Source organism: Pseudomonas sp. ok266 (genome assembly GCF_900110195.1).
Lineage (GTDB): Bacteria > Pseudomonadota > Gammaproteobacteria > Pseudomonadales > Pseudomonadaceae > Aquipseudomonas > Aquipseudomonas neuropathica.
Genome location: NZ_FOCU01000008.1, coordinates 181,305 through 205,389 on the forward strand (window position 1 = coordinate 181,305; position 24,085 = coordinate 205,389).

23 protein-coding genes are annotated in these 24,085 nt (G+C 59.5%); 12 read left to right on the forward strand and 11 right to left on the reverse strand.

Going from position 1 to position 24,085, the window contains the following annotated elements; translation table 11 throughout:
- Positions 1-44 precede the first annotated feature (44 nt).
- The 4 genes from BMY54_RS16795 to BMY54_RS16810 all read right to left on the reverse strand — a co-directional run bounded on the left by BMY54_RS16795 (position 45) and on the right by BMY54_RS16810 (position 4,635).
- Positions 45-998: an alpha/beta fold hydrolase gene (locus BMY54_RS16795; RefSeq protein WP_093434687.1), complete on the reverse strand. Its 954-nt coding sequence runs from the start codon at positions 996-998 to the stop codon at positions 45-47.
- Complete coding sequence (locus BMY54_RS16800; RefSeq protein ID WP_093434690.1) at positions 999-1,886, reverse strand: KPN_02809 family neutral zinc metallopeptidase; 888 nt, start codon at positions 1,884-1,886, stop codon at positions 999-1,001.
- Positions 1,887-2,078: 192 nt separating this feature from the next.
- Entirely contained in the window at positions 2,079-2,912 is an 834-nt protein-coding gene (locus BMY54_RS16805) for an aldo/keto reductase (RefSeq protein ID WP_093434693.1), read from the reverse strand.
- On the reverse strand, positions 2,896-4,635 hold the full coding sequence (locus tag BMY54_RS16810; RefSeq protein WP_093434696.1) for an FAD-dependent oxidoreductase: 1,740 nt from the start codon (positions 4,633-4,635) through the stop codon (positions 2,896-2,898). Before BMY54_RS16810 ends, BMY54_RS16805 begins: the two co-directional genes overlap by 17 nt.
- 175 nt (positions 4,636-4,810) lie before the next feature.
- Between BMY54_RS16810 and BMY54_RS16815 the strand changes: the two genes are divergently transcribed.
- The 4 genes from BMY54_RS16815 to BMY54_RS16830 all read left to right on the forward strand — a co-directional run bounded on the left by BMY54_RS16815 (position 4,811) and on the right by BMY54_RS16830 (position 8,702).
- Complete coding sequence (locus BMY54_RS16815; RefSeq protein ID WP_093434699.1) at positions 4,811-5,587, forward strand: IclR family transcriptional regulator; 777 nt, start codon at positions 4,811-4,813, stop codon at positions 5,585-5,587.
- 243 nt (positions 5,588-5,830) lie between these two features.
- Positions 5,831-6,892, forward strand: coding sequence for a Gfo/Idh/MocA family protein (locus BMY54_RS16820; RefSeq protein WP_093434702.1), 1,062 nt, complete (start codon positions 5,831-5,833; stop codon positions 6,890-6,892).
- Between the two features lie 2 nt (positions 6,893-6,894).
- Complete coding sequence (locus tag BMY54_RS16825; protein WP_093434705.1) at positions 6,895-7,710, forward strand: sugar phosphate isomerase/epimerase family protein; 816 nt, start codon at positions 6,895-6,897, stop codon at positions 7,708-7,710.
- Positions 7,711-7,823: 113 nt separating this feature from the next.
- Complete coding sequence (locus BMY54_RS16830; protein WP_034153813.1) at positions 7,824-8,702, forward strand: DMT family transporter; 879 nt, start codon at positions 7,824-7,826, stop codon at positions 8,700-8,702.
- Positions 8,703-8,831: 129 nt separating this feature from the next.
- On the opposite strand, the gene BMY54_RS16835 is transcribed toward BMY54_RS16830, so the two are convergent.
- Positions 8,832-10,169 (reverse strand): MFS transporter, encoded by a 1,338-nt coding sequence (locus BMY54_RS16835; RefSeq protein ID WP_093434708.1) that lies wholly within the window; start codon positions 10,167-10,169, stop codon positions 8,832-8,834.
- A 358-nt stretch (positions 10,170-10,527) separates the two neighbouring features.
- On the opposite strand from BMY54_RS16835, the gene quiC reads away from it, so the two are divergent.
- Both quiC and BMY54_RS16845 read left to right on the forward strand, forming a co-directional pair.
- A complete protein-coding gene (gene quiC, locus BMY54_RS16840; RefSeq protein WP_077574630.1) occupies positions 10,528-12,429 on the forward strand; it encodes a 3-dehydroshikimate dehydratase QuiC in 1,902 nt (633 codons plus the stop codon).
- 101 nt (positions 12,430-12,530) lie between these two features.
- Complete coding sequence (locus BMY54_RS16845) at positions 12,531-13,208, forward strand: TetR/AcrR family transcriptional regulator (RefSeq protein ID WP_093434710.1); 678 nt, start codon at positions 12,531-12,533, stop codon at positions 13,206-13,208.
- 99 nt (positions 13,209-13,307) lie between these two features.
- Here BMY54_RS16845 and BMY54_RS16850 read toward each other — a convergent pair whose 3' ends face one another.
- Together BMY54_RS16850 and aroQ are read right to left on the reverse strand one after the other, a co-directional pair.
- Positions 13,308-14,162, reverse strand: a complete 855-nt coding sequence (locus BMY54_RS16850; RefSeq protein ID WP_093434969.1) for a shikimate dehydrogenase — start codon at positions 14,160-14,162, stop codon at positions 13,308-13,310.
- Positions 14,163-14,167: 5 nt separating this feature from the next.
- Positions 14,168-14,608 carry a type II 3-dehydroquinate dehydratase gene (gene aroQ, locus BMY54_RS16855; RefSeq protein ID WP_007909727.1) on the reverse strand — a complete coding sequence of 147 codons (441 nt, stop codon included), beginning with the start codon at positions 14,606-14,608 and terminating at the stop codon, positions 14,168-14,170.
- 314 nt (positions 14,609-14,922) lie between these two features.
- Between aroQ and BMY54_RS16860 the strand changes: the two genes are divergently transcribed.
- Together BMY54_RS16860 and BMY54_RS16865 are read left to right on the forward strand one after the other, a co-directional pair.
- Positions 14,923-15,351 carry a DUF4160 domain-containing protein gene (locus tag BMY54_RS16860; protein WP_093434713.1) on the forward strand — a complete coding sequence of 143 codons (429 nt, stop codon included), beginning with the start codon at positions 14,923-14,925 and terminating at the stop codon, positions 15,349-15,351.
- On the forward strand, positions 15,348-15,791 hold the full coding sequence (locus BMY54_RS16865; protein ID WP_093434716.1) for a DUF2442 domain-containing protein: 444 nt from the start codon (positions 15,348-15,350) through the stop codon (positions 15,789-15,791). The genes BMY54_RS16860 and BMY54_RS16865 overlap by 4 nt, the downstream gene beginning before the upstream one ends.
- Before the next feature lie 58 nt (positions 15,792-15,849).
- Here the strand turns inward: BMY54_RS16865 and trmA are convergent, their stop codons facing one another.
- Positions 15,850-16,929 carry a tRNA (uridine(54)-C5)-methyltransferase TrmA gene (gene trmA / locus BMY54_RS16870; RefSeq protein ID WP_093434719.1) on the reverse strand — a complete coding sequence of 360 codons (1,080 nt, stop codon included), beginning with the start codon at positions 16,927-16,929 and terminating at the stop codon, positions 15,850-15,852.
- The gene (locus BMY54_RS16875; protein ID WP_093434722.1) at positions 16,926-18,221 is read right to left on the reverse strand and encodes an NCS2 family permease; all 1,296 of its coding nucleotides are present in this window, start codon (positions 18,219-18,221) and stop codon (positions 16,926-16,928) included. Before BMY54_RS16875 ends, trmA begins: the two co-directional genes overlap by 4 nt.
- 237 nt (positions 18,222-18,458) lie before the next feature.
- On the opposite strand from BMY54_RS16875, the gene BMY54_RS16880 reads away from it, so the two are divergent.
- The gene (locus BMY54_RS16880; protein ID WP_371914442.1) at positions 18,459-18,893 is read left to right on the forward strand and encodes a DUF4879 domain-containing protein; all 435 of its coding nucleotides are present in this window, start codon (positions 18,459-18,461) and stop codon (positions 18,891-18,893) included.
- 67 nt (positions 18,894-18,960) lie between these two features.
- Positions 18,961-19,506, forward strand: coding sequence for a DJ-1 family glyoxalase III (locus BMY54_RS16885; protein WP_093434728.1), 546 nt, complete (start codon positions 18,961-18,963; stop codon positions 19,504-19,506).
- A 12-nt stretch (positions 19,507-19,518) separates the two neighbouring features.
- On the opposite strand, the gene BMY54_RS16890 is transcribed toward BMY54_RS16885, so the two are convergent.
- Positions 19,519-19,806 carry a HigA family addiction module antitoxin gene (locus BMY54_RS16890; RefSeq protein WP_093434731.1) on the reverse strand — a complete coding sequence of 96 codons (288 nt, stop codon included), beginning with the start codon at positions 19,804-19,806 and terminating at the stop codon, positions 19,519-19,521.
- A 118-nt stretch (positions 19,807-19,924) separates the two neighbouring features.
- Entirely contained in the window at positions 19,925-21,163 is a 1,239-nt protein-coding gene (locus BMY54_RS16895) for an MFS transporter (protein WP_007909739.1), read from the reverse strand.
- Positions 21,164-21,558: 395 nt separating this feature from the next.
- On the opposite strand from BMY54_RS16895, the gene BMY54_RS16900 reads away from it, so the two are divergent.
- Positions 21,559-23,001, forward strand: a complete 1,443-nt coding sequence (locus BMY54_RS16900; RefSeq protein WP_093434734.1) for a cytochrome ubiquinol oxidase subunit I — start codon at positions 21,559-21,561, stop codon at positions 22,999-23,001.
- 3 nt (positions 23,002-23,004) lie between these two features.
- On the forward strand, positions 23,005-24,012 hold the full coding sequence (gene cydB, locus BMY54_RS16905) for a cytochrome d ubiquinol oxidase subunit II (RefSeq protein WP_093434736.1): 1,008 nt from the start codon (positions 23,005-23,007) through the stop codon (positions 24,010-24,012).
- The last annotated feature ends 73 nt before the right edge of the window (positions 24,013-24,085 follow it).

Genomic DNA, 24,085 nt, shown 5'->3' on the forward strand with positions numbered 1-24,085 from the left:
GAGCGAGCTTGCTCGCGAAGAGGGCATAAAATCCGCCAAACAGTTTACTGATCGAACAACGCCTTCTGCCCCTCCGGCGAGGTCAGCATCCCATCGCCGTTATGCCCGACCCCGGGCACTTCAACCAATCGTTGATTCACCCCTTCCGGATGCCGACGCAGCAAATAGCCGAAGTACAACTTCCCACGCTCCAGGCGATACGCACCTTGCGCCTCGGCTTCACAGCGCTTGTCCAACGCTGGATGCTTGGGATCGACGTCCTGCTGTCCAAGCAGATAAATCACCTCGCGTTTGATGTAACTGCTCTCAAGCTGCAACGGCGTTTGCCCACCGGCGTACACCGGCATGTCTGACAGACCGTACTTCCAGCGATTGAAACCCGCGCATTTGGCGTGATCGAACGCCACCGGCCGTTGTTCATTGAAGTAGGCATAAGATGACGGGTTGGCCACCACGTAGCGCAAGCGAATGCCGTTGGCCTTCAACGCAGGCTGATCCTTGGCCAGCAGGGCATAGCGCTGCACCACCTGGCCACCGCCGGAATGACCGAAGATCACGATCTGCTTCACGTCGGGAAACTGTTTGCGGTCGCTGATCCGTCCAACGATCTCATCGAGCGCGGCATAGGAGCTCAGCGGATTCGGCCCTGTGGATAAGCTGCCGCCCATCCAGTCGTTGCCTTGCCAGCGCAGCAACGTGGCGGGGAGCGAGTACAGCGCGACATCGCTTTCATTGAGGAACTGCGGCGCGATTACCAGCGTGTGGGCACTTTGCCCCGCCAGCTCGGCGGCGCTCTCGGCGCTTTTGCGATAGGTTTCCGAGTTGCGCAACCGGCCATGAATGACGATCAGCACCCGTTCGATCTTCTCCGGCGCAGGACCAATGCCGACCGCCATTTCCCCTGCCTTGAGTTGCAAACGACCGGGGCTGATCGCATCGACACCGGCGGCTTGCGCAGTGCTGCCAACGATCAGTAACGCCAAAAGCCATTTATGCATTTACAGGTTTTTCGCCGCGAAGGTGTCGCACTGGCCGACCTGGCCCTGCGCGAATCCGGTTTTGAACCAGCGCACCCTTTGCGCCGACGTACCGTGGGTAAACGAGTCCGGCACCACACGGCCCTGACCCTGTTGTTGCAGGCGATCATCACCGATGGCGTTGGCCGCATTCAAGGCCTCTTCGATATCGCCCGGTTCCAGCCAGTTCAAACGCTTCTGCGCACTGTAGGCCCAGACGCCGGCGAGGCAGTCAGCCTGCAATTCCTGACGCACCAGCAAACCGCCGTCGCCTTCCATCTGCCGACCTTGCTGGCGAGCTGTCTGAATTTTCGCCGAGACGCCGAGAAGCGTCTGCACATGGTGTCCGACTTCATGCGCGATCACGTAGGCCTGGGCGAAGTCGCCGGCCGCTTTGAAGCGTTGCGACATTTCCTGGAAGAACGCCATATCCAGGTAGACCTTCTGGTCCGCCGGGCAATAGAACGGGCCAGTGGCCGAGGTCGCCAGACCGCAGGCGGAATTGACCCGATTGCTGAACAGCACCAGGGTCGGATCTTTATATTGGCGCCCGGCCTGTTGGAAAATCGCGCCCCAGGTGTCTTCGGTATCGCCGAGGATCGAGCGGACGAATTCGGCCTGTTCATCATTGGCCGGCGGTGCCTGGCGGGTTTGCGAAGTAGATGCAGATTGTTGTGTGGATTGCCCGGCGAGCTGGCCGAGGATCTGCATTGGGTCCTGCCCGGTGATCCAGCCAATGCCGACGATCAGCAGAATCGCCCCCAGGCTCAGGCCTTTGCCGCCACCGAAGCGCATGCCGCCGCCACCGCCGGCATCATCACCACGGGCATCGACGACGTTGTCACTGCGTCGGCCTTTTTTCCATAGCATGTGGGAATCCTCTGTGTGTATCGGGTGGTGATGAGTGTTGCTGTTGTGTGAGTGTGGCGCCAGTCCGGTCGTCCGTCTATTGGCCACACGCAAACAGGCCCGGCCTCGTGCTGACGAGGTCGGGCCTGTTATTGACGGTCTGGCGCGCGGCAAATTCAATCCCGCGCAGGATTTCTATCGCTGGATTATCAATCAGCGATCAAAGGCATCCCATTCAGGGGCGAAATCCGGGCTGACCTGACGTTGGTTTTTCGGCAGTGCTGCAATCAATGCGCGGTCTTCATCATCCAGTTCAACTTTCAGCGATGCGAGGTTGGCCAGTTGATTGGCCCGGCTGCTGGCCTTGGGAATCGCCGCGACGTTGGGCTGATCCAGCAGCCATTTCAGTGCGACCTGAGTCGGCAGCACGCCGTGCTTTTCGGCGATCTGTTGAATCTGCGGGATGTCTGAGACCTTGTTGCGCGCCAGCGGGGTGTAGGCCGTTAGTGCCATGTCGTGTTGACGGGCGTAGTCGAGCAGGGCGTTTTGGCCGAGCAGGACGTGGTATTCGACCTGAATCGCTGACAGATCAATCCCATAGTCTTCGACGACTTTGCGCAGCAATGGTAGCGGAAAATTCGCCACGCCGATGTTGCGTGCCAGCCCCTGTTTTTTGAACGAAGCCAATGTCTCGAGGGTGCGTGGCAGGTCCCAGTCGGTGCTCGGCCAGTGGATCATGAACAAGTCGACGTAGTCGCTGCGCAACGCGGTAAGGCTGCGGTCCATGGAATGGCGCATCGCGTCGGGTTGCAACTGATCCCACCAGACTTTGGTGGTGACGTGAATCTGCTCGCGCGGTGTCGGGGTATTCGCCAATGCTTGTCCGACGGCGTCCTCGTTGTTGTAGGCCGCTGCCGTGTCGATGTGTCGATAACCCAGTTCCAGTGCTTGCTCCACGGCGCGGGTGCATTCTTCGCCGAGCATCGGCCAGGTGCCGAGACCGAGTTTCGGCATGTTCAAACCTTGGGCATTAACGATGTGCTGCATGGTCGATCTCCTGTTCGAAAGCAGTCATGCCGGCAATATGCCGGGCGGCGATGTAACCGAAAGTCAGCGCCGGGCCGATGTTGATACCGCCCGCCGGGTAGTGGCCGCCCATGATGCTGGCCATGTCGCCACCGGCTGCGTAGAGGCCGGCGATGGGCTGTTCGTGGGCATCCAGTACTTGCGCGTGCGGGTTGACCTTGAGCCCGGCGAAGGTGCCGAAGCAGCCCGGCTGGACTTTCACGGCGTAGAACGGGCCAGTGTCTATTGGGGCAACGCAGGGGTTGGGAAGGTTCGCCGGATCACCCTGTTTGCGGTTGTAGGGTGTTGCGCCGCGACCGAACAACGGGTCTTCGCCGTGACGGGCATGGCGGTTGTAATCGTCGAGGGTGTGGCGCAATCCGCTCGGATCGATGCCGCAGGCGCGGGCCAATTCTTCAATACTGTTGCCGCTTTTCAGATAGCCGCTGCGGATAAAATCTGACACTGGCAGCGGAAATGGCCGCGATATGCCCAGTCCATAACGCCGTTGAAAGGCGCGCGTACAGATCAGCCATGAGGCGACTTCTTCACCTTCCGGCGCAGCAGCGACCATGGCGCTGACGTAGTCGTAATAACCGTTGGCTTCGTTGACGAAACGCTGGCCGTTGCGCAGAACCCCGATGATCCCGGGTTTGCCGCGCTCAATGATGTGTGGGAAATGGCCGATGCTGCCGTCGGAATGTGGCACTTGCGACACCGGCGCCCACGCCACGGGCGAAGCCACATCGGCATTGACCCGCGCGCCGACGCTTTCGCCCAGGCGCAAACCATCGCCGTCGACGGCCAGCGGCGGCAGCGCCCAATGCTCGTGAACGGTCGGCGTGCGCGGGAACAGGGCTTTGCGCCGCTCGATGTCATTGGCAAAACCACCGGCGGCGAGCACTACGGCTTTGCGTGCATGAATGCGGATCGGGCCTTTGTCTGTGTTGACCACAGCGCCCGAGACGCGCGAGCCTTCACGCAGTAACGCTGTCACGGGTGCCGATTCCCAAAGCAACACGCCGAGGTCTTCGGCGGATTTTGCCAATCGTGCAATCAACGCCACGCCATTGACCAATTGCATGGCCCGGCCATGGATCGCGAGATCTAGCAAATGTCGGGTAAAGCGCCGGGTGACATGCCATGCGGCTTTCAGTGAACGGGTCAGATTGAGGAACGCCGACAGATCGGCGCCGGCCATGATCGGCATGCCCATGAAGGACGTTTCGCGCATCGTTGTACGAAGGCGCTTGAGCAAGCGTCCGACCTTGCGTCCATCGTAAGGCGCGGCGATGACCGAGCGGCCACCGGTGCCAGCACCCGGCGTGTCGCCATGAATGTCGGCAATGGCATTGCCATCGGCAAATTGCAGCGCAGTGTGTTGCTCGAAAAACGCGACCATGCGCGGTCCCGCTTCAAGGAAAGCGTCGATCATCGCCGGGTCGAAGTGCTCGCCCAGTTCATGGCGCAAATAGGTGCGCGGTTGTTCGATGTCTTCGATGATCCCGGCCCGACGCGCTAGTGGATTGCACGGCACCCACGCCCAGCCACCGGACCAGGCAGTGGCGCCACCGAACACCGGATCTTTCTCGACAACGATGACTTTCAAACCATGCCACGCGGCAGTCACGGCGGCCGATAAACCGGCGGCACCGGAACCGACGACCAATACGTCGCAGTCGATATCAGGGTGTTCGGCAGACATCAAACAACGCTCCGGCAGTAAGTTTTTTTGGAATTTGATTCCAGAAAATAACCAGTGTCGCGACGACTCTACAAGCCTTGAGCCTATAAAATGGGCGGTTATCGAACAGCCGGTTCCAGATTTCGCTTTGCCGCCAATGTCTTCTAGAATCGGCAAAATTTCTTTGGACGTCTCCATGGCCGGCAGTCAAATCGAACGGGTTTTCAGCGTGCTGGAAAGCCTCACCAGTGATCCACGCGGGCTGCCGATGCAGACGCTCGCCGAGCAGCTGGATATCCCCAAGAGTGCAACACACCGCTTGCTCGCCGAGCTGATTCGGTTGGGCTACGTACGGCAGAATGCGGAAACGTTGCGCTATCACTTGTCGACCAAACTGGTCGCTATGGGCTTTCAATACCTGTCGAGCTGCGGTGCCGATATCGTCCAGCCGGTACTCGACCGACTGGCGCAGGAAACCGGCGAACTGGTGCGTCTGGGCGTGATCGATGGCGAGCGCCAGACCTGGATCGCCAAGGCACAAGGCGCGCGCACCGGTCTGCGTTACGACCCGGACATGGGCCGCGACGCGCCGCTGTTCTACACCGCGTCGGGGCATGCGTGGCTGGCGTGCATGAGCGACGCCGAGGCGTTGTCACTGGTCGAGCGGCAGGCGGCGGAGGTGCCGGTGGGGATCGGGCCGAATGCGCCGCGTTCAAATATCGAGTTGCTGGAACGGCTGCGTCTGGCTCGTGAGCAGGGTTATGCCTGTGTCGAAGAAAGTTCGGCAGTGGGGACTTCAGCGATTGCGGCGGTGGTGAGGCATCCAACGGATGGTCGGGTGATCGGTGTACTGAGTATTGCCGGTCCCAGTGCGCGGATGCCGGGGGCGCGGTTGCATGAGCTGGCACCGCTGTTGCTGACCTTCACCGAAGAATTATCAGCAGCAAGCCTGGCCTCAGAACTGTTTATCTAATCCGAGTTCACACAGACCCCCTGTAGGAGTGAGCCTGCTCGCGATAGCGGTATGTCAGCCAACGTTAACGGCGACTGACACTCCGCTATCGCGAGCAGGCTCACTCCTACAGGGGATTTTTGTTGTTCACGAAGTTGTGCGGTGTTCGCACGGTTTTAGAATGGATGGGTGTTTGATTCTGGAACTCGGTTCTAAATTGTTGCTGGATTGATATTCCAACAACAATCACAAAAGGACCGCACCTTGAATTCGCCCCTTCGAATCGCCCTGATCGGCGCCGGCAACATGGGCCAGCAACATTATCGGCATCTGCAAACCCTCAACGAAGCAACGCTGTGCGCGGTGGCGGATCCCGGGTCGCAAGCAGCAGGGCTTGCGGCGGAATGGGGTGTAAGGCATTTCGCTGATCATCGTCAGATGCTGGAGCAGATCCGGCCAGACGCGGTGATCGTCGCCAATCCGAATAATCAACACGTCAGCACGGCGCTCGATTGTCTGGCGGCGGGTGTGCCGGTGCTTCTGGAGAAGCCGGTCGGCGTGCACCTGGATGAAGTGCGCGAACTGGTTGCGGCGGTCAAAAGCAGCGGCGTGCCGTTGCTGGTCGGCCATCATCGGCGCCACAACCCGCTGATCGTTCGCGCTCATGAGCTGGTGCAGAGCGGGGCGCTTGGACGGCTGATCACGGTGACTGCACTGTTCCAGTTGCGCAAACCGGACAGTTATTTCGAGATCCCGTGGCGCCGTGAACCGGGCGCCGGGATGTTGCTGACCAACCTGATTCACGACCTCGATCTATTACGGCATCTGTGCGGTGAAGTACGCTCGGTGCAAGCGATCACCGACAACGCCGTGCGCGGTTTCGCCAACGAAGACAGTGCGGCGGTGTTGCTGCGATTCGAAGGCGGCACACTGGGCACATTGAGCGGTTCCGACGCGGTCGCCGCGCCGTGGAGTTGGGAGCTGGATTCGGGCGAGAACCCGGTGTATCCACGTCATGCGGATCAGCCGTGCTATCTGCTGGCCGGAACCGCCGGAGCGTTGAGCATTCCGCAGCTCAAGCGTTGGCACTATGCCGCTGAGCAGTTCGACGCCGGTTGGCATGAGCCCTTGTTGATGGTCGAAGAATCCTACGGCGGTGACGACGCTTTACGCTTGCAGTTACAGCATTTCGTACGCGTGGCGCGGCGTGAAGTCGAGCCGCTGGTGAGTGCGGCCGACGCTGCGCGCACTTTGGCGCTGATCGAAGCCATACGCGAGGCCGCCGCCACCGGCCGTGCCTGCACCCCTGCGCTGATAGAGGCTTGAACATGAACGAACGAATCCTGTCTCTGGCTAGCCTCACCGTGCTGGAGTTGTCGCCACCGCAAATGGTCGAAGTGGCGGCACGTGCTGGTTACAGCCATGTCGGCCTGCGCCTGGAACCGGCGACGCCCGAGGAGCATCATTTCCCTTTGGTCGCCGATGCTGAATTGCGCCGTCAGACTTTGCAGCGGCTGCGCGACACCGGCATCCTCGTGCTCGACGTGGAAATCCTGCGTCTGAAGCCGCAAACCGACGTCGCCGATTTCGAGAAACTTCTTACGGTCGGTGCGGAATTTGGCGCTACCGAATTGCTGGTCGCCGGTAACGATCCTGATGAACAGCGGCTCACCGATAACTTTGCGGCGCTTTGCGATCTGGCCGCGCCTTACGGGCTGCACCCGCATCTGGAGTTCATGCCCTGGACTGATGCGCGCAACCTCGAACAAGCGCTGCGAATGGTCGAAAACGCTGATCGGGAAAACGCTGCGGTGCTGGTCGATGCGTTCCACTTTGATCGTTCGGCGTCACGCTTGGAGGATCTGGCTGAAGTGCCAGTGTCGCGTCTGCGTTATGCGCAATTATGTGATGTAGCGGGGCCGAGGCCGTCAGACATGGCCGAGATCTTGCGTCAGGCGCGCAACGAGCGGCGGTTTCCCGGCGAGGGTGATTGTGATCTGCTCGGGTTGCTGCGAGCGCTGCCGACTAATATTCCACTGAGTCTGGAAATTCCCACGGTAAAACTGCTGGAGCAGGGCGTGAGCGGATTGGAGCGAGCGCAGATGGCGATCGACAGGACGCGGGAATTGTTGGCGCGACTGTGAGTCTTTTTTGTGGCGAGGGAGCTTGCTCCCAGTGGACTGCGTAGCCGTCCCCAATCGGCGACCGCCGCGCGATCCCCTTCGCCACCGTATTGTTGTTCAAACAGGGATAACCAATGACTGTCAGCACCCCGCTGTCCGGTGTCAACCAACCCTTCAAGGGGATCTTGCTGATTGTCGTGGCAACCTTCCTGTTCTCCAGTCACGACGCATTGTCGAAATACCTGTCCGGTTTTTATCCGATCGTGATGGTGGTCTGGGCGCGCTATCTGGTGCACACACTGCTGATGGCGGGGATTTTTCTGCCGCAATCCGGGTTGCGTGTGCTGCGCACCAAGAAGCCGTTATGGCAATTGGTTCGGGCACTGTGCCTGCTCGGCACCAGCCTGTTCTTCACCACCGCGTTGTTGTACATCCCGTTGGCGGAAGCCACGGCGGTCAACTTTCTTGCGCCAGTGTTGGTGACCGCATTGTCGGTGCCGCTGCTCAAGGAGCGAGTGACCCGAGGTCAATGGATCGCGGTGATCTGCGGCTTTATCGGCGTGCTGATCATCGTCCATCCCGGCGGTGAGTTGTTCACTCCGGCGGTGTTGCTGCCGTTCTGCTCGGCGCTGTTTTTCTGCTTTTATCAACTGCTGACCCGCAAGCTCGCCGAGGTGGACAGCCCGACCACCAGCAACTTCTTTGCCGGGTTATGCAACACGCTGGTGATGAGTGCACTGGTGCCGTTCTTCTGGCAGGTGCCGACGTTGACCCATGCCGGGTTGATGCTGGCGCTGGGCAGTTGCGGGATGACCGCGCATTTGTTTCTGACCCAGGCGTTCCGCCATGCCGCTCCAGCACTGCTGGCGCCGTTCGGTTATTGCCAGATTGTGTTTGCCGGGTTGTTGGGCTGGCTGCTGTTCAATCACACGCCGAGTCTGCTGACGATCATTGGCATCGCGGTGATCTGTTGCAGCGGACTGGCGGCAGCGTGGCAGCAGAGCCGCCGTTGAGCTGACAACACAAGAAACTGTGGGAGCGAGCTTGCTCGCGAAAGCGGTATGTCAGTCACATTTGTTTCGACTGTCAGTCCGCATTCGCGAGCAAGCTCGCTCCCACAAGGGGCCAATCAAGTGGTCAGGTTATTCGGTGACGGTAGGAATCTTGCGCGGTGCCATGAAATACATCCACGTCAGCGCAATGAAGTACATCGCCGGAATCAGGGTGAACAACACGGTGTAGTTGTTGTTGGTCACGGTGAGGATGTGGCCGACGATCTGGGTCATGAACATCCCGCCGATCGCTGCGCACATACCACCGAAACCGAACACGGTGCTCATCATGTGCTTGGGCGTGTAGTCCATTACCAGGCTCCAGATGTTTGCTGTCCACGCCTGGTGCGCACCGATTGCCAGAGAAATCGCGGCCACCGCCACCCACAGGTTGGCTGAGCCGGCGGCCATGATCACGCCGATGATGCAGCAAGCAAACAGGAGCATCGACAGCAGCCGCGCTTTGATCGAGTTCATCCCGCGACCGATCAGGAACGAAGACAGAATGCCGCCACCGACGCTACCGAAGTCGGCCGTGACGTAGATGATGATCAGCGGAATACCCATTTGGGTGACGTTGATGCCCAGATTGTATTGCTGATTGAGGAACGGTGGCAGCCAGTACAGGTAGAACCAGAACACCGGCGCGGTCAGCGAGTAGGCGAGGGCGAAGGCCCAGGTGCCGCGCATCCGCAGGATTTTCGAGAACGGCACGCGGGCCTGTTCCGGTTCGACTTCCTGCTGGATGTAGTCCAGCTCGGACTGTTTCACGCTCGGGTGATCTTCCGGGTTGAAGTATTTCAAGCCCCAGAACAACAGCCAGATCCCGCCCAGCGCCGCCATGCACAGGAACGCCGCTTGCCAGCCCCAGACGTGCAGCACCAGAGGCAGCAGCATCGGCGTGAACATCGCACCGACGTTGGTGCCGGCGTTGAAGATGCCGGTGGCAACCGCACGTTCGCCGGCCGGGAACCACAGGCGCGTGGTTTTCACGCAGGCCGGGTAGTTCGCCGCTTCAGTCAGACCGAGGATAAACCGGCAGACCATAAAGCCAACGGCTGACGTTGCCAGACCGTGGGCACCGGTGGCCAGGCTCCACAGCAGCACGGCGCAGAAGAACACGCGCTTGACGCCGACCCGGTCGATCAAGCGACCTTGCAGGACGAAACCGATCGCGTAGCCGACCTGAAACCAGAAGTTGATGTTGGCGTAATCCATCGCCGTCCAGCTCATTTCCTTGGCGAGGATGGGCTGCATGACGCCGAGGGCGGCGCGGTCGATGTAGTTCAGGGTAGTGGCGAAAAACACCAGCGCCAGCATGCCCCAACGGGTCTTGCCGACAGCCATGGCGCCGCGGATCTTGTCGCCGATGCCACCCGTGGCAGTGCTCATGGCCGGAGCCATGCGGGAAGTCTGTGAAGGAATCATGTGTTCCACCCGTTTTTGGATTTGTTATTTGGTGTGCTTGTTACTTGCACGCTGCGACCGGTGGTTCAGATCCGGACTCAATGTGCAGTCGATGTTGGGCAGTGGACGAAAAATCGTCAATTCGCCAAACCACCATTGTGTTCGATAATCGCACGCAAAACTAACCGGGTAGTACACTTTAAATTGCTGCCACGATCGATGCAGCCAATAATTTCCCCCACTATAAAAATCATCCTGTGTAGGAGCTGCCGAAGGCTGCGATCTTTTGATTTTGCTTTTCAGCAATAAAGATCAAACGATTGCCGGCTGCGGCGGCTCCTACAGTAAAGATAAAGCGGCGCAGTCCGGGAGTTGAAACATGCAGCGTTCCATTGCCACCGTTTCCTTGAGCGGCACCCTGCCGGAAAAACTCGAAGCCATCGCCGCCGCCGGGTTCGACGGGGTGGAGATTTTCGAAAACGACCTCCTGTACTACGACGGCAGCCCGCGGGAAATTAAACAGATGTGCGCCGATCTCGGCATCGCCATCACTCTGTTTCAACCGTTCCGCGATTTCGAAGGCTGCCGCCGTGATCGCCTGGCGCGCAACCTTGAGCGCGCCGAACGCAAGTTCGACCTGATGCAGGAACTGGGCACCGACCTGGTGCTGGTCTGCAGTAACGCCTCGGCCGACAGCGTCGGTGATCAACAAATTCTCGTCGATGACCTGCGCCTGCTGGCCGAGCATGCCGGTGCGCGCGGCTTGCGCATTGGTTACGAAGCGCTGGCGTGGGGCCGTCACGTGAATACTTATCAACAGGTCTGGGACATCGTGCGTCAGGCCGATCACCCGAGCCTCGGTGTGTTGCTCGACAGCTTTCATACGTTGTCGCTGAAGGGCGATCCCCGCGCCATCGCCGACATTCCCGGCGACAAGATCTTCTTTGTGCAAATGGCCGACGCGCCGATCCTGGCCATGGATGTGCTGGAGTGGAGCCGGCATTTTCGCTGCTTCCCGGGACAGGGCGAATTCGATCTGCCGGGTTTCCTCGCGCCGATCATCCAGAGCGGTTACACAGGGCCACTGTCGCTGGAAATTTTCAACGATGGCTTCCGCGCCGCGCCGCCACGGGCCAATGCCGCCGACGGTTTACGTTCACTGCTGTATCTGGAAGAGAAAACCCGTCAGCGTCTTGAGCAGGAAGCGACACCTGTCGCCAATCGCGAAATCCTTTTCGAAACACCGAAGGCCAGCGAGTACAACGGCATCGAGTTTCTCGAGTTTGCCGTCGATGAAAGCCTCGGCGCCAAACTGTCGAACTGGCTGGAACGCTTGGGGTTCGTCAAGGCTGGGCAGCATCGTTCCAAGAGCGTGAGTCTGTTACGTCAGGGTGACATCAACCTGATCCTCAACTCCGAGCCTTATTCCTTTGCGCACAGCTTCTTCGAGGCTCACGGCCCGTCGCTGTGTGCCACGGCTGTGCGGGTCAAGGACAGCGCCAGTGCCTTGGCCCGTGCTGTCGCTTACAAAGGTCAGCCCTATCGTGGACTGGTCGGCCCCAACGAACTGGAACTGGCAGCGGTGCGCGCGCCGGACGGCAGCCTGATTTATCTGGTGGATGAACAGGCCGACGTCTACGGCACCGATTTCAACCTGCTGGCAGACGCGCCGGCCCGTGGCGGTCTCAAGCGTATCGATCATATGGCCATGGCGTTGCCGGCCGACAGCCTCGACAGTTGGGTGCTGTTCTACAAGAGCCTGCTGGATTTCGAGGCGGACGATGAAGTGGTGCTGCCTGATCCGTATGGTCTGGTGAAGAGCCGCGCCTTGCGTAGCCGCGACAGTTCGATCCGCTTGCCGCTGAACATCTCCGAGAACCGCAACACCGCCATCTCCCACGCGCTGTCGAGTTATCGCGGCTCCGGGGTGCACCACATCGCCTTCGATTGTGACGACATCTTCGCCGAAGTCAGTCGCGCCAAAGAAGCCGGCGTGCCGCTACTGGATATTCCGCTCAACTATTACGACGACCTTGCCGCGCGCTTCGATTTTGACGACGAGTTTCTCAGTGAACTGGCGTATTACAACGTTCTGTACGACCGTGATGCCCAGGGCGGTGAGCTGTTCCACGTCTACACCGAACCGTTTGAAGGGCGTTTCTTCTTCGAGATCATCCAGCGCAAGAATGGCTATGCCGGGTATGGCGCGGCGAACGTCGCGGTGCGCCTGGCGGCGATGGCCAAATCTCGCAGTGGTGCCGTGCGCCAGGCGAAGTTGTAGGAAATTCGTAAACGCGAGATTAAACACGGGCCGCGCGGCTTCCTTCACTGTGCTGCGCAGCCCATAATCGCCGCCTGTGCAGTGATGGCCGTGAGCCCGCAATGACGATGAATACAGAACTTTCCGCAGCTTCTGAAGTTTCCACTGTAGAGCCGCGCAAGAGTCGCAAGAACAACCCGGAAAAGACCCGCGAGAACATCTTGCAGGAGGCGATCGTCGAGTTCGTCCAGCAAGGCTTGTCCGGTGCTCGCGTCGATGCGATCGCCGAGCGAATCCACACCTCCAAACGCATGATCTATTACTACTTCGGCAGTAAGGAGCAGTTGTACGTCGAGGTGCTGGAAAAGCTTTACGGTGACATCCGCAGCACCGAAAACCGTCTGCACCTGGCCGAGCTGGCGCCGGTAGAGGCGATTCGGCGTCTGGTGGAATTTACCTTCGATCACCACGACCGCAATGTCGATTTCGTGCGCATCGTCAGCATCGAAAACATCCACAACGCCGAATACGTGAAGCGTTCCGACGCGATCAAGGCGATGAACAACACCATCCTCGATTCACTCGGCGAGATTCTGCGTCGTGGTGCTGCTGAAGGTGTTTTCCGTGTGGGGCTGGATGCGCTGGATGTGCATTTGCTGATCAGTTCGTTCTGCTTCTATCGCGTGTCGAACCGGCACACATTTGGCGAGATCTTTCAGATCGATCTGCCGGATGAAAGCATCAAACAGCGGCATCGCGAGATGATTTGCGAATCGGTGCTGCGCTACCTGCAGGCCTGACACATTCCCCCTGTGGGAGCGAGCCTGCTCGCGAAAGCGGTGTGTCAGTCAACAGATGTATTGGCTGGCCGTAAGCCTTCGCGAGCAGGGGGAAAGAACTCAGCCATTCATGCTTTGAAAATGCGCGAGCATCCGCTGCGCGTCCGGCACCACGTCACTGAACAATTCAAACGCTTTCACTGCCTGAAACACCGCCATGTTGCCCCCATCCAGCGTCCGGCAACCCAGCGCGCGGGCGTTGCGCAGCAGTTCGGTTTCCAGCGGGAAATACACAATCTCCGCCACCCACAATTCCTTGCGCAGCAACTCGACTGGCACCGGCATGCCCGGCAGTTTGGCCATGCCCATTGGCGTGGTATTCACCAGCCCGTCGGCCTGATTCAGCGTACTCGGTAGATCTTGCCCGGCCACGGCGCGACCCGAGCCGAAATGCTGATTGAGATTGTTCGCCAGACTCTCAGCGCGTTCACGATCGACATCGAAAATAGTCAGTTGCTGTACGCCTTCGCTCAACAATGCGTGGGCCACTGCTGCGCCTGCGCCACCGGCGCCCATCTGGACTACGCGCTCGCGGGCAGCGTCCTTCAGCCCCCGGCGAAAACCCTCGGCGAATCCAAGGCAGTCAGTGTTGTGGCCGACACGTTTACCGTCCTTCAACACCACGGTGTTCACCGCGCCAATACCTTTGGCTTCCGGCGACAACTCATCAAGCAGCGGAATGATTGCCTGCTTGCACGGGAAGGTGATGTTCAGCCCGGTGTAGTTCATCCGCTCGGCCGCCAGCAGCAGGTCGGGCAGGGCGGTGCTGTCCATTTTCAGTTGATCGAGATCGATCAGTCGGTACAGATAACGCAGGCCTTGGGCATCACCTTCGTGCTCATGCAGCGCCGGCGTGCGCGAGGCCTGAATGCCGGCGCCGATCAGCCCGGCGAGTATTACGTTAGAGCGAGACATGCGCATTACCCCTTCAGCCGCTGGCTGAAATGTTCCAGCGCCAGGCGATAGCCATGACTGCCAAACCCGGCCATTACCGCCGTGGCAATCGCCGAGACAAACGAGTGATGACGAAACGGCTCGCGGGCGTGGACGTTGGACAGGTGTACCTCAATCACCGGCAATTCACTGGCCACCAGTGCGTCGCGAATCGCCACCGAAGTATGCGTCCACGCGGCCGGATTGATCACGATCCCGGCGCAACGGCCGCGGGCGGCGTGAATCCAGTCGAGCAGTTCGCCTTCGTGATTGGTCTGGCGAAACTCTACGGCCAGGCCGAATTCTTCGCCTGCGCGACCGCACAACGCCGAGATGTCCGCCAAGGTTTCGTGACCGTAAGTCGCCGGCTCACGAGTGCCGAGCAGGTTCAGGTTCGGGCCATTGAGCACCAGAACGATAGGGGGCATGAGGGGTAACTCCACTTATTGTTTTTGGCTTTGGCCGAGGATTTCAGCCTGTGGAGATAAAATGTACTAGATGGTTACCATGGTCAATTGAACAAAAATGGACGTGGCGTTTTATGTTCGGTGATCGCACAGAAGCAATATTGATCGAGATATGACGACAGCTTTGCTTACGTTTTTCACTGGAGATTGCCCGGCTCATGACCTGTTGCGACGCTAGCCTGAAAAGCGGTGAAACGTCATGTGCCGATCACCAGTCGTCGGATTTGAAAGGAATCTTGAATCCTGAAACTTATTAACCTAACGGATGGGTTAGCATGAAGGTGTGCAGCTACAAAGGATTGTCGATTGTCATCATGTTGCGAGATGAGCATTGCCCCCCGCACGTTCACGTGAATTCAGGTAGCTGGAGCGCCCGATTACAGTTCAGTTTCTGGCACAACGATATTGAGCTTTGGGATGTCATGCCGCTTTCTCGTCGACCACCGTTAACCGTGCTGGATGGCTTGTGTCGATCTCTTGAGCAGCCTGCTCATCTGCGACGAGCACGCGGGATCTGGTGGTCAAGATTGCAAACTGTCTGTCTCGACAATCAATTGTGGGACAGCCATTCAAACGAAGTGCTGGGGATGAAACTCGTCACTGACAAGACATACAGAGTGGGATCGGCGCGTTATCTGCCAGAAGAGGGCAAAACTCTTCTGACATTGATAGGCGCATTGGAAGGAGTGGAAATCGATTTATGAAAGTCATCAAGGCTAAGCCATCCACACATCGTCCCCTGACGGAGGAGATGATCGACGCCGCCATCCTGCAAGGGGAGGCACGCCGAGCGAGTAGCTTGCAGGCTGTCTCCGTAAACTTTGAGAAACCATCCCTGATCATCCGTTTTGAAGACGGCAGCGGTGTGTTGCTACCGGTGGATCGTTATCCAGAGTTCGACGGATTCAATGCAGAGGATTACGAAAACCTGACAGTTGGCTTTGCGGGCACTGCGCTTTGTCACGAGGGTAAAGACCTCGACGTTTCCATTTCTGGGATGATTTCGGCGAGCCCATCACTATTGGCCATGGCCGCTTCTGCCGTTGCTTCGCGCAACGGCCGTCAGAGCAGCGCGGCAAAGTCTGCAGCCGCGCGGGCGAATGGCAAAAAGGGCGGGCGTCCGCGTAAGGTCGATCCCGCTTAGTGAGCGCCCACAAAAAAGCCGTCAATCACGACGGCTTTTTCGTATCCGGCATCGGCAATCAACGCCGGGTCAGCAACACACCCGATTCCATATGATGCGTCCACGGGAACTGGTCGAACAACGCACACTGCGTAATGCGGTGGGTGTCGTGCAACTGGGCAATGTTCGCCGCCAGGGTTTCCGGGTTGCAGGAGATGTACAGGATGTTATCGAAACGTCGGGTCAGCTCGCAGGTGTCCGGGTCCATGCCGGCGCGCGGCGGGTCGACGAAGACGCTGCCGAACTCGTAGCTCTTCAGGTCGATGCCTTGCAGGCGACGGAACGGGCGCACGTCGTTGAGCGCTTCGGTCAGTTCTTCGGCGGACAAACGCACCAGGGTGACGTTATCCACAGCGTTTTCGCTGAGGTTACTCAGTGCAGCGTTGACCGAGGTTTTGCTGATTTCGGTAGCCAGCACTTTGCGCACGCGAGTCGCGAGCGGCAGGGTGAAGTTGCCGTTACCGCAATACAGCTCCAGCAAGTCGTCAGTGCGGTCACCGAGTGCTTCGTACGCCCAGTTGAGCATCTTCTGGTTCACCGTACCGTTCGGCTGGGTGAACGCGCCTTCCGGCTGGCGATAGCTGAAAGTGCGGCCGCCGACATCGAGTTTCTCGACCACGTAATCGAGGCCAAGCACTTCGCGTTTACCCTTCGAGCGTCCAATGATGCTCACACCGAGATCCGCCGACAACCTGGTTGCTGCCGCGTGCCAGTGTTCGTCCAGCGGGCGGTGATAGCACAGGGTGATCATCGCATCGCCGGCCAGCGTGGTCAGGAACTCCACCTGAAACAGCTTGTGGCTCAGCGCCGAACTGGCTTGCCACGCCGCTTTCAATTGCGGCATCAACTGGTTGATGCGCAGGCTGGCAATCGGGAACGCTTCGATGAGGATCGGCGTGCGTTTGTCGTCCTGAGAAAACATCGCGTAATGCCGCTCGCCACCTTCGCGCCATAGGCGGAATTCGGCGCGCAGACGGAAGTTCTGCAGCGGCGAGTCGAACACGGTCGGCTCGGGGGCATCGAACGGCGCCAGCAGATCACGCAAACGCGTGACCTTGGCTTCAAGTTGCTCGGCGTAAGCCTGGGAATCGAATGTCATGCGTTGAACCAACCCAACTTGATCACAAACAGAATCGACAGAATCACCAGCGCCGGGTTCAGCTCACGAGCGCGGCCGGACAGCAACTTGATCACGGTCCAGGCGATGAAGCCGAACGCGATGCCGTTGGCGATCGAGTAAGTGAATGGCATGGCCAGCGCGGTCACCACGACCGGCGCGGCGACGGTGATGTCGTCCCAGTCTATTTCCGCCAGACCGGAAGTCATCAACACGGCGACGAACAGCAGTGCCGGCGCGGTGGCGAACGCCGGAACGCTGGCCGCCAGTGGCGAGAAGAACAGTGCCAGCAGGAACAGAATCGCCACGACGATGGCCGTCAGACCGGTACGCCCGCCCGCACTCACGCCAGCCGCGGATTCGATGTAGCTGGTGGTGGTCGACGTGCCGAGCAACGAACCGGCCATGGCCGCGGTGCTGTCGGCGATCAGCGCGCGACCCATTTTCGGCATGTGGCCGTCTTTGCCCATCAGACCGGCGCGCTTGGCGACGCCGATCAGGGTGCCGGAGTTGTCGAACAGATCAACGAACAGGAACGCGAAGATCACGCTGACCAGACCGATGTCCAGCGCACCTTTGATGTCCAGTTGCATTAAGGTCGGCGCCAGCGAAGGTGGCATCGAGGTCACGCCGTTGAACGGGGTGACGCCCATGGCGATGGAAATGATGGTCACTGCCAGAATGCCGATCAGTACTGCACCGCGCACTTTCAATGCTTCGAGGGCGACGATCAGGGCGAAACCGAGGGTGGCGAGAATCGGTGCAGGTTGTTTCAGGTCACCAAGGCCGACCATGGTCGCCGGGTTGCTGACGACGATACCTGCGTTGTGCAGGGCGATCAGTGCCAGGAACAGGCCGATACCGGCAGCAATCGCCGAGCGCAGCGGCAGCGGGATGCTGTTGATGATCCATTCACGGATGCGGAAGATCGACAGCAGGAAGAAGCACACCGCCGAGATGAACACCGCGCCCAGCGCCACTTGCCAGGTGTGGCCCATGTGCAGGACAACGGTGTAGGTGAAGAAGGCGTTCAGACCCATGCCCGGCGCAAGGGCGATCGGGTAGTTGGCGATCAGGCCCATGATCGTCGAACCGATCGCGGCGGCCAGACAGGTAGCGACGAACACTGCGCCCTTGTCCATGCCGGTCTCACCGAGAATGCTCGGGTTGACGAACAGAATGTAGGCCATGGCCAAGAAAGTCGTGATGCCCGCCAGAATCTCGGTGCGCACGTTGGTGTTGTGTGCCTTGAGTTGAAACAGCCTTTCCAGCATGTCTGCTCCCCGTGGCGCGCGTGGCGCCGTGAATGTATCGACCTCAACAGCAAAGCACAGACCATCGCAAGCGCCTGGAAAATTGTGGTGGGCCGGAAAAAGCCGCGCATCATACCAGCAGCGTGAGGAATATGGCGGTTGTTGGTGTCGATCGTCGGCGAAGTTTTGCCTAGAAGCCAACTGCGCCATACTGCGCGCTGATTTTTTCGGGACGGGAAGCGCATGAGCAGGTGCTGGATGAAGGTTTCGGGTTTGATTGCAGCACTGATGGCCGTGGCTCCGATAGTGCTGGCGGCCTCGGCGGAGCCGTTGACCCAAGTGAAAGTGATCAAGGTGCAATCGCCGGCCTGTGGCCTGGAGGACATCGCCGATGGCCGGACGCAGACCCAATGCAATCATAGTGGGCCGAGCATCAAGGTCTATGTACTGGAAGTCGGATACGGCCAGAGCCAGCCGCATGCCACCCTGGACGGTTTCGAGGTGAACGGCACCCGAGCGCCGGTCTGTGCCTTTGATAACGGCAACCTGACCGAGTGCACTCCCGGCAACAAAACCGTCGGTTCTCTTTATACCTTCGATCTGGCGGGCAAGCAGGAAGGCACCTTCACCTTCAGCAACACCTCGATCAACGCGCCACGCAATACGATGTCGACCCAGCTTTACATCAAGTAACGGCTGTCTGCGAACAGGGCCGGACAAAGCTGTCTACGCTTGGAAGATCACCCAGCGGATAACGCCCATGACCTTTAGAGCCCTGATTACCCTCGCCGAGGGCATCGATGATCTGCAAAGCGTGACCCTGATCGACGTGCTGCGCAGGGCCGCCATCGAGGTGGTGGCCGCCAGTATTGAAGGGCGACGCATGCTCACCTGCGCCCGTGGCACACGCCTGACCGCCGATGGCATGCTGGTCGATGTGCTGGCGCAAACCTTCGACCTGATCGTACTGCCCGGCGGTGTTGTCGGTTCACAACATCTGGCCGCACATCAACCGCTGCAACAACTGCTCAAGGATCAAGCCAGCGCCGGACGCCTGTTCGCCGCCATCGCCGAATCCCCGGCCATCGCCCTGCAATCCTTCGGCGTGCTGCGCCAGCGGCGCATGACCTGCCTGCCCAGCGCCAGCCATCAACTCTCGGGCTGTACGTTTGTTGATCAACCGGTGGTGGTCGACGGCAACTGCGTCACCGCACAAGGCTCAGGCGCTGCGCTGGAGTTTGCCTTGACGCTGGTCGAGCAACTCGGCGGCAAGGCCTTGCGGGCAAAAGTGGCGGGGGAGTTGTAGTGGCTGGAGGTGTCAGGCGTGGACAGCGATCAGTTCGATAACCGGTTGCTCCCGATGCTCCGCTTGCCACAGATCGTAGTCGGTTTGTACGCCTAGCCACACACGCGCCTTGCCAATGCCATCACGCTCAAGACGCACAGCCAGATCCGGGCTGATTGGCGCATGTCCGTGTAGTACACGGGAAAGATGTGGGCGCGCGAAGCCCAAGTGTCGGGCCAATTCGGTCACGCTGATGCCAAGCTCGGGCAAAACATCCATCAGCAGGGTTTCGCCGGGGTGTGGCGGGTTGTGCATGGGCATGAGCCTGCCTCCTGTCAGTGAAGGATTTGATCATGGGCTGGAGTGTAAGGCGATACATTACACTCGGTGCGGTAACTATGTACCGCACCTTTTCAGTTATTTTGTGTTTTGGAGGTTGTCAGACCTTCACCTCTTCCACCGGCACATGCATCCGGTCCCGGTTAGCCAGCGTCGGAAACAACTTGATCCACGTCCCGGTCACCACCAGCGTGCCGATCCCGCCCATGACCACCGCTGGGACAGTACCGAACCAGTGAGCGGTGACACCGGACTCGAATTCGCCCAACTGATTGGAAGCGCCGATAAACAGCCCGTTCACCGCGCTGACCCGGCCGCGCATTTCGTCGGGGGTTTCCAATTGTACGAAAGAGGCGCGGATGACCATGCTGATCATGTCCGCCGCGCCGAGCACCACCAGCACCGCCAGCGAGAACCAGAACGAGGTCGACAGGCCGAAGGCGATGGTGGCAACGCCGAATACCCCGACCGCGGTGAACATCACTCGGCCAACGTTGCGTTCTACGGCAAATCGGGCGAGGAACAGCGACATCCCCAGTGCGCCGACCGCCGGTGCCGAACGTAGCAGGCCGAGGCCCCACGGCCCGGTCAGCAGGATGTCCTTGGCGAATACCGGCAGCAACGCCGTGGCGCCGCCGAGCAGTACCGCAAACAAATCCAGCGAAATAGCACCGAGAATGTCCGGGCGGCTGCGAATGAAGCGAATCCCGGCCAATAACGAATCCAGCGTGGCTTTGCCTTTGTTCAACGGCGTCTGTCGCGCGGGCAGGTTGAGCATCAAGGTGCAGGCAATGACATACAGCAGCACGGTCGGGCCATACACCCAGACGCTGCCGAACGCGTAGAGCAAGCCGCCCAGCGCCGGGGCGACGATGGTTGCCGACTGTTGCGCCGATTGTGCCGCTGCTACCGCCCGTGGGAACAGTGCGCTGGGCACAATACTCGGCAGCAGTGCCTGGGTGGTCGGCATCTCGAACGAACGCGCCGCGCCGAGCAGGAAGGCGAGGATGAAGATCATCTCGCGGGTGACGTGATCGGTGGCGCTGCCGATGGCCAGCGCCAGGGCGATCAATGCCTGCAACGACTGACAGATCGCCGCGACTTTGCGCCGGTCGTAACGATCAGCGACATGCCCGGTGTGCAGCATGAACAGCACACGCGGGGCGAATTCGACGAGCCCGACCAGACCCAGATCGAGGACGTTGCCGGTCAATTGGTAGAGGTTCCAGCCAATTGCCACAGTGAGCATCTGAAAGCCACTGGCGGTGAAGATCCGCGCGAACCAGAAAGCGAGAAACGGACGATGGTGACGTAACAGCAGGGGCTCTTGGCTGGGCATCTGAAGGCAGGTCTGGCTCGAGGGGAACCGCGAGGTTATCACCAGTCTGTAACAGGAAGTTGCTATGACAAAAAATTTAGTTAGCCAGACATCGATTTCCTCCAACTCGCCGCAAGAAATCCATTGCAGAGCATTGCCGCGCCGATGAGGCAACTTGTCACGCGGCAAACGACCACGCAGTTGTTCGTCGGAAATGGGACTACTCTTTCAACGTTGCTTGATCCAGATCAAAACCCTCCCGGGCCATGCTCTGGTGGCCCGTTGGCCAGACTCCCTGCGTTGCGATGGTTGTTAAAAAAGAACGAATCAGAATTCGCCGCACTCCATATCCGTGGGGGCAGTAGGCGCAGGGGCCACAAGCCCCGAAGCCGGTATTACCTGACAGAGGAAGACTTATGTTCGGTTTAGAGGCACTCGATCTCGCCCGAATTCAGTTCGCGTTCACCATTTCGTTCCACATCCTGTTCCCGGCCATCACCATCGGCCTGGCGAGTTACCTCGCGGTGCTCGAAGGCTTGTGGCTGAAAACCCATAACGACACCTACCGTGACCTTTACCATTTCTGGTCGAAGATCTTTGCCGTCAACTTCGGCATGGGCGTGGTCTCGGGGCTCGTCATGGCCTACCAGTTCGGCACCAACTGGAGCCGCTTCTCGGACTTCGCCGGCGCCGTCACCGGGCCGTTGCTGACCTATGAAGTGCTCACGGCATTCTTCCTTGAGGCCGGTTTCCTCGGGGTGATGCTGTTTGGCTGGAATAAGGTCGGACGTGGGCTGCACTTCTTTTCCACCGTCATGGTGGCCATCGGCACGCTGATTTCGACGTTCTGGATTCTCGCGTCCAATAGCTGGATGCAGACCCCGCAGGGCTTCGAGATCGTCAACGGTCAGGTAATCCCCACCGACTGGCTGGCAATCATTTTCAACCCTTCGTTCCCTTATCGTCTGATGCACATGGCAACGGCTGCGTTTGTCGCCACGGCGTTCTTCGTCGGCTCTTCGGCGGCCTGGCACTTGCTGCGCGGCAAGGACAATCCGGCGATCCGCACCATGCTGTCGATGGCGATGTGGATGGCGCTGATTGTCGCGCCGATCCAGGCCGTCATCGGCGACTTCCATGGCCTGAATACGCTCGAACATCAGCCGGCGAAAATCGCCGCGATCGAAGGTCACTGGGAAAACAAGGGCGACGAAGCGACGCCGCTGATCCTGTTCGGCTGGCCGGACATGAAAGAAGAAAAAACCAGATTTGCCGTGGAGATCCCGTACCTCGGCAGCCTGATCCTCACTCACTCGCTGGACAAACAGGTGCCGGCGCTCAAGGAATTCCCGCCGGAAGACCGGCCGAATTCGACCATTGTGTTCTGGTCGTTCCGGATCATGGTCGGCCTCGGTTTCCTGATGATCTTCACCGGTCTGTGGAGCCTGTGGCTGCGTAAGCGCGACACGCTCTACACCTCGCGCCCGTTCCTCTATCTGGCATTGTGGATGGGGCCTTCCGGCCTGATCGCGATTCTCGCTGGCTGGTTCACCACCGAAATCGGTCGTCAGCCGTGGGTGGTCTACGGACTGATGCGCACGGCGGATGCGTCTTCAAACCACAGCTTCATGCAGATGAGCATCACCCTGATCATGTTTGTGGTGGTGTATTTCGCCCTGTTCGGCGCAGGTCTCGGTTACATGATGCGCTTGGTGCGCAAAGGGCCGAAGATCAGCGAAGGCGCCGAGACGCCGGACGGTGGTCCAGGCAAGCAGCGTACTCCGGCGCGTCCGTTGTCCGCCGCCGACGATTCGGCCGATGCCGATCACGACACCCCCAGCCTGACCAAGGAGATTTGAGCCATGGGTATTGATCTTCCGCTGATCTGGGCCGTGATCATCATCTTCGGCATCATGATGTACGTGGTCATGGACGGCTTCGATCTGGGCATCGGGATTCTCTTCCCGTTCATCCCGGGCAAAGTCGACCGTGACGTAATGATGAATACGGTCGCGCCGGTCTGGGACGGCAACGAAACCTGGCTGGTACTGGGCGGCGCGGCGTTGTTCGGCGCCTTCCCGCTGGCTTATTCGGTGGTGTTGTCGGCGCTGTACTTGCCGCTGATCTTCATGCTGATCGGATTGATCTTCCGCGGCGTGGCGTTCGAGTTCCGCTTCAAGGCCAAGGACGACAAGCGCCACTTGTGGGACAAAGCCTTTATCGGCGGCTCGGTGGCGGCGACGTTCTTCCAGGGCGTGGCGCTGGGCGCGTTCATCGACGGCTTGCCGGTGGTCAATCGGCAGTTCGCCGGCGGCTCACTGGATTGGCTGACACCGTTCACCCTGTTCTGCGGCGCCGCACTCGTGGTGGCGTATGCCTTGCTCGGCTGCACCTGGCTGATCATGAAAACCGAAGGCAAGTTGCAAGAGCAAATGCACAATCTGGCGCGGCCACTGGCATTCGTGCTGTTGGCGGTGATCGGTGTCGTCAGCCTGTGGACACCGCTGGCACACCCGGAAATCGCTTCGCGCTGGTTCAGCATGCCGAACCTGTTCTGGTTCATGCCGGTGCCGATTCTGGTGTTGGTGACAATGTACGGCCTGATCCGCGCCGTGGCGCGCAATGCCAATTACATGCCGTTCCTGCTGACCCTGGTACTGATCTTCCTCGGCTATAGCGGCCTCGGCATCAGCCTGTGGCCGAACATCGTGCCGCCGTCGATCTCGATCTGGGACGCCGCCGCACCGCCGCAAAGTCAGGGCTTCATGCTGGTGGGTACGCTGTTCATCATTCCGTTCATCCTGGGTTACACCTTCTGGAGCTACTACGTGTTCCGCGGCAAGGTCACCCATGAGGACGGTTATCACTAAGCGAAACCCTTTGGCAGCGAGCTTGCTCGCGATGGCGTCGGCAACGGCGCCATCGATCTGACTGATGAGGATC

Excerpts from the sequence above, each read along its gene's own strand:
- BMY54_RS16795 (WP_093434687.1), bottom strand. The coding sequence starts at position 998 with ATGCATAAATGGCTTTTGGCGTTACTGATCGTTGGCAGCACTGCGCAA.
- BMY54_RS16800 (WP_093434690.1), bottom strand. The coding sequence starts at position 1,886 with ATGCTATGGAAAAAAGGCCGACGCAGTGACAACGTCGTCGATGCCCGT.
- BMY54_RS16805 (WP_093434693.1), bottom strand. The coding sequence starts at position 2,912 with ATGCAGCACATCGTTAATGCCCAAGGTTTGAACATGCCGAAACTCGGT.
- BMY54_RS16810 (WP_093434696.1), bottom strand. The coding sequence starts at position 4,635 with ATGTCTGCCGAACACCCTGATATCGACTGCGACGTATTGGTCGTCGGT.
- BMY54_RS16815 (WP_093434699.1), top strand. The coding sequence starts at position 4,811 with ATGGCCGGCAGTCAAATCGAACGGGTTTTCAGCGTGCTGGAAAGCCTC.
- BMY54_RS16825 (WP_093434705.1), top strand. The coding sequence starts at position 6,895 with ATGAACGAACGAATCCTGTCTCTGGCTAGCCTCACCGTGCTGGAGTTG.
- BMY54_RS16830 (WP_034153813.1), top strand. The coding sequence starts at position 7,824 with ATGACTGTCAGCACCCCGCTGTCCGGTGTCAACCAACCCTTCAAGGGG.
- BMY54_RS16835 (WP_093434708.1), bottom strand. The coding sequence starts at position 10,169 with ATGATTCCTTCACAGACTTCCCGCATGGCTCCGGCCATGAGCACTGCC.
- quiC (WP_077574630.1), top strand. The coding sequence starts at position 10,528 with ATGCAGCGTTCCATTGCCACCGTTTCCTTGAGCGGCACCCTGCCGGAA.
- BMY54_RS16845 (WP_093434710.1), top strand. The coding sequence starts at position 12,531 with ATGACGATGAATACAGAACTTTCCGCAGCTTCTGAAGTTTCCACTGTA.
- BMY54_RS16850 (WP_093434969.1), bottom strand. The coding sequence starts at position 14,162 with ATGTCTCGCTCTAACGTAATACTCGCCGGGCTGATCGGCGCCGGCATT.
- aroQ (WP_007909727.1), bottom strand. The coding sequence starts at position 14,608 with ATGCCCCCTATCGTTCTGGTGCTCAATGGCCCGAACCTGAACCTGCTC.
- BMY54_RS16860 (WP_093434713.1), top strand. The coding sequence starts at position 14,923 with ATGAAGGTGTGCAGCTACAAAGGATTGTCGATTGTCATCATGTTGCGA.
- BMY54_RS16865 (WP_093434716.1), top strand. The coding sequence starts at position 15,348 with ATGAAAGTCATCAAGGCTAAGCCATCCACACATCGTCCCCTGACGGAG.
- trmA (WP_093434719.1), bottom strand. The coding sequence starts at position 16,929 with ATGACATTCGATTCCCAGGCTTACGCCGAGCAACTTGAAGCCAAGGTC.
- BMY54_RS16875 (WP_093434722.1), bottom strand. The coding sequence starts at position 18,221 with ATGCTGGAAAGGCTGTTTCAACTCAAGGCACACAACACCAACGTGCGC.
- BMY54_RS16880 (WP_371914442.1), top strand. The coding sequence starts at position 18,459 with ATGAAGGTTTCGGGTTTGATTGCAGCACTGATGGCCGTGGCTCCGATA.
- BMY54_RS16885 (WP_093434728.1), top strand. The coding sequence starts at position 18,961 with ATGACCTTTAGAGCCCTGATTACCCTCGCCGAGGGCATCGATGATCTG.
- BMY54_RS16890 (WP_093434731.1), bottom strand. The coding sequence starts at position 19,806 with ATGCCCATGCACAACCCGCCACACCCCGGCGAAACCCTGCTGATGGAT.
- BMY54_RS16895 (WP_007909739.1), bottom strand. The coding sequence starts at position 21,163 with ATGCCCAGCCAAGAGCCCCTGCTGTTACGTCACCATCGTCCGTTTCTC.
- BMY54_RS16900 (WP_093434734.1), top strand. The coding sequence starts at position 21,559 with ATGTTCGGTTTAGAGGCACTCGATCTCGCCCGAATTCAGTTCGCGTTC.
- cydB (WP_093434736.1), top strand. The coding sequence starts at position 23,005 with ATGGGTATTGATCTTCCGCTGATCTGGGCCGTGATCATCATCTTCGGC.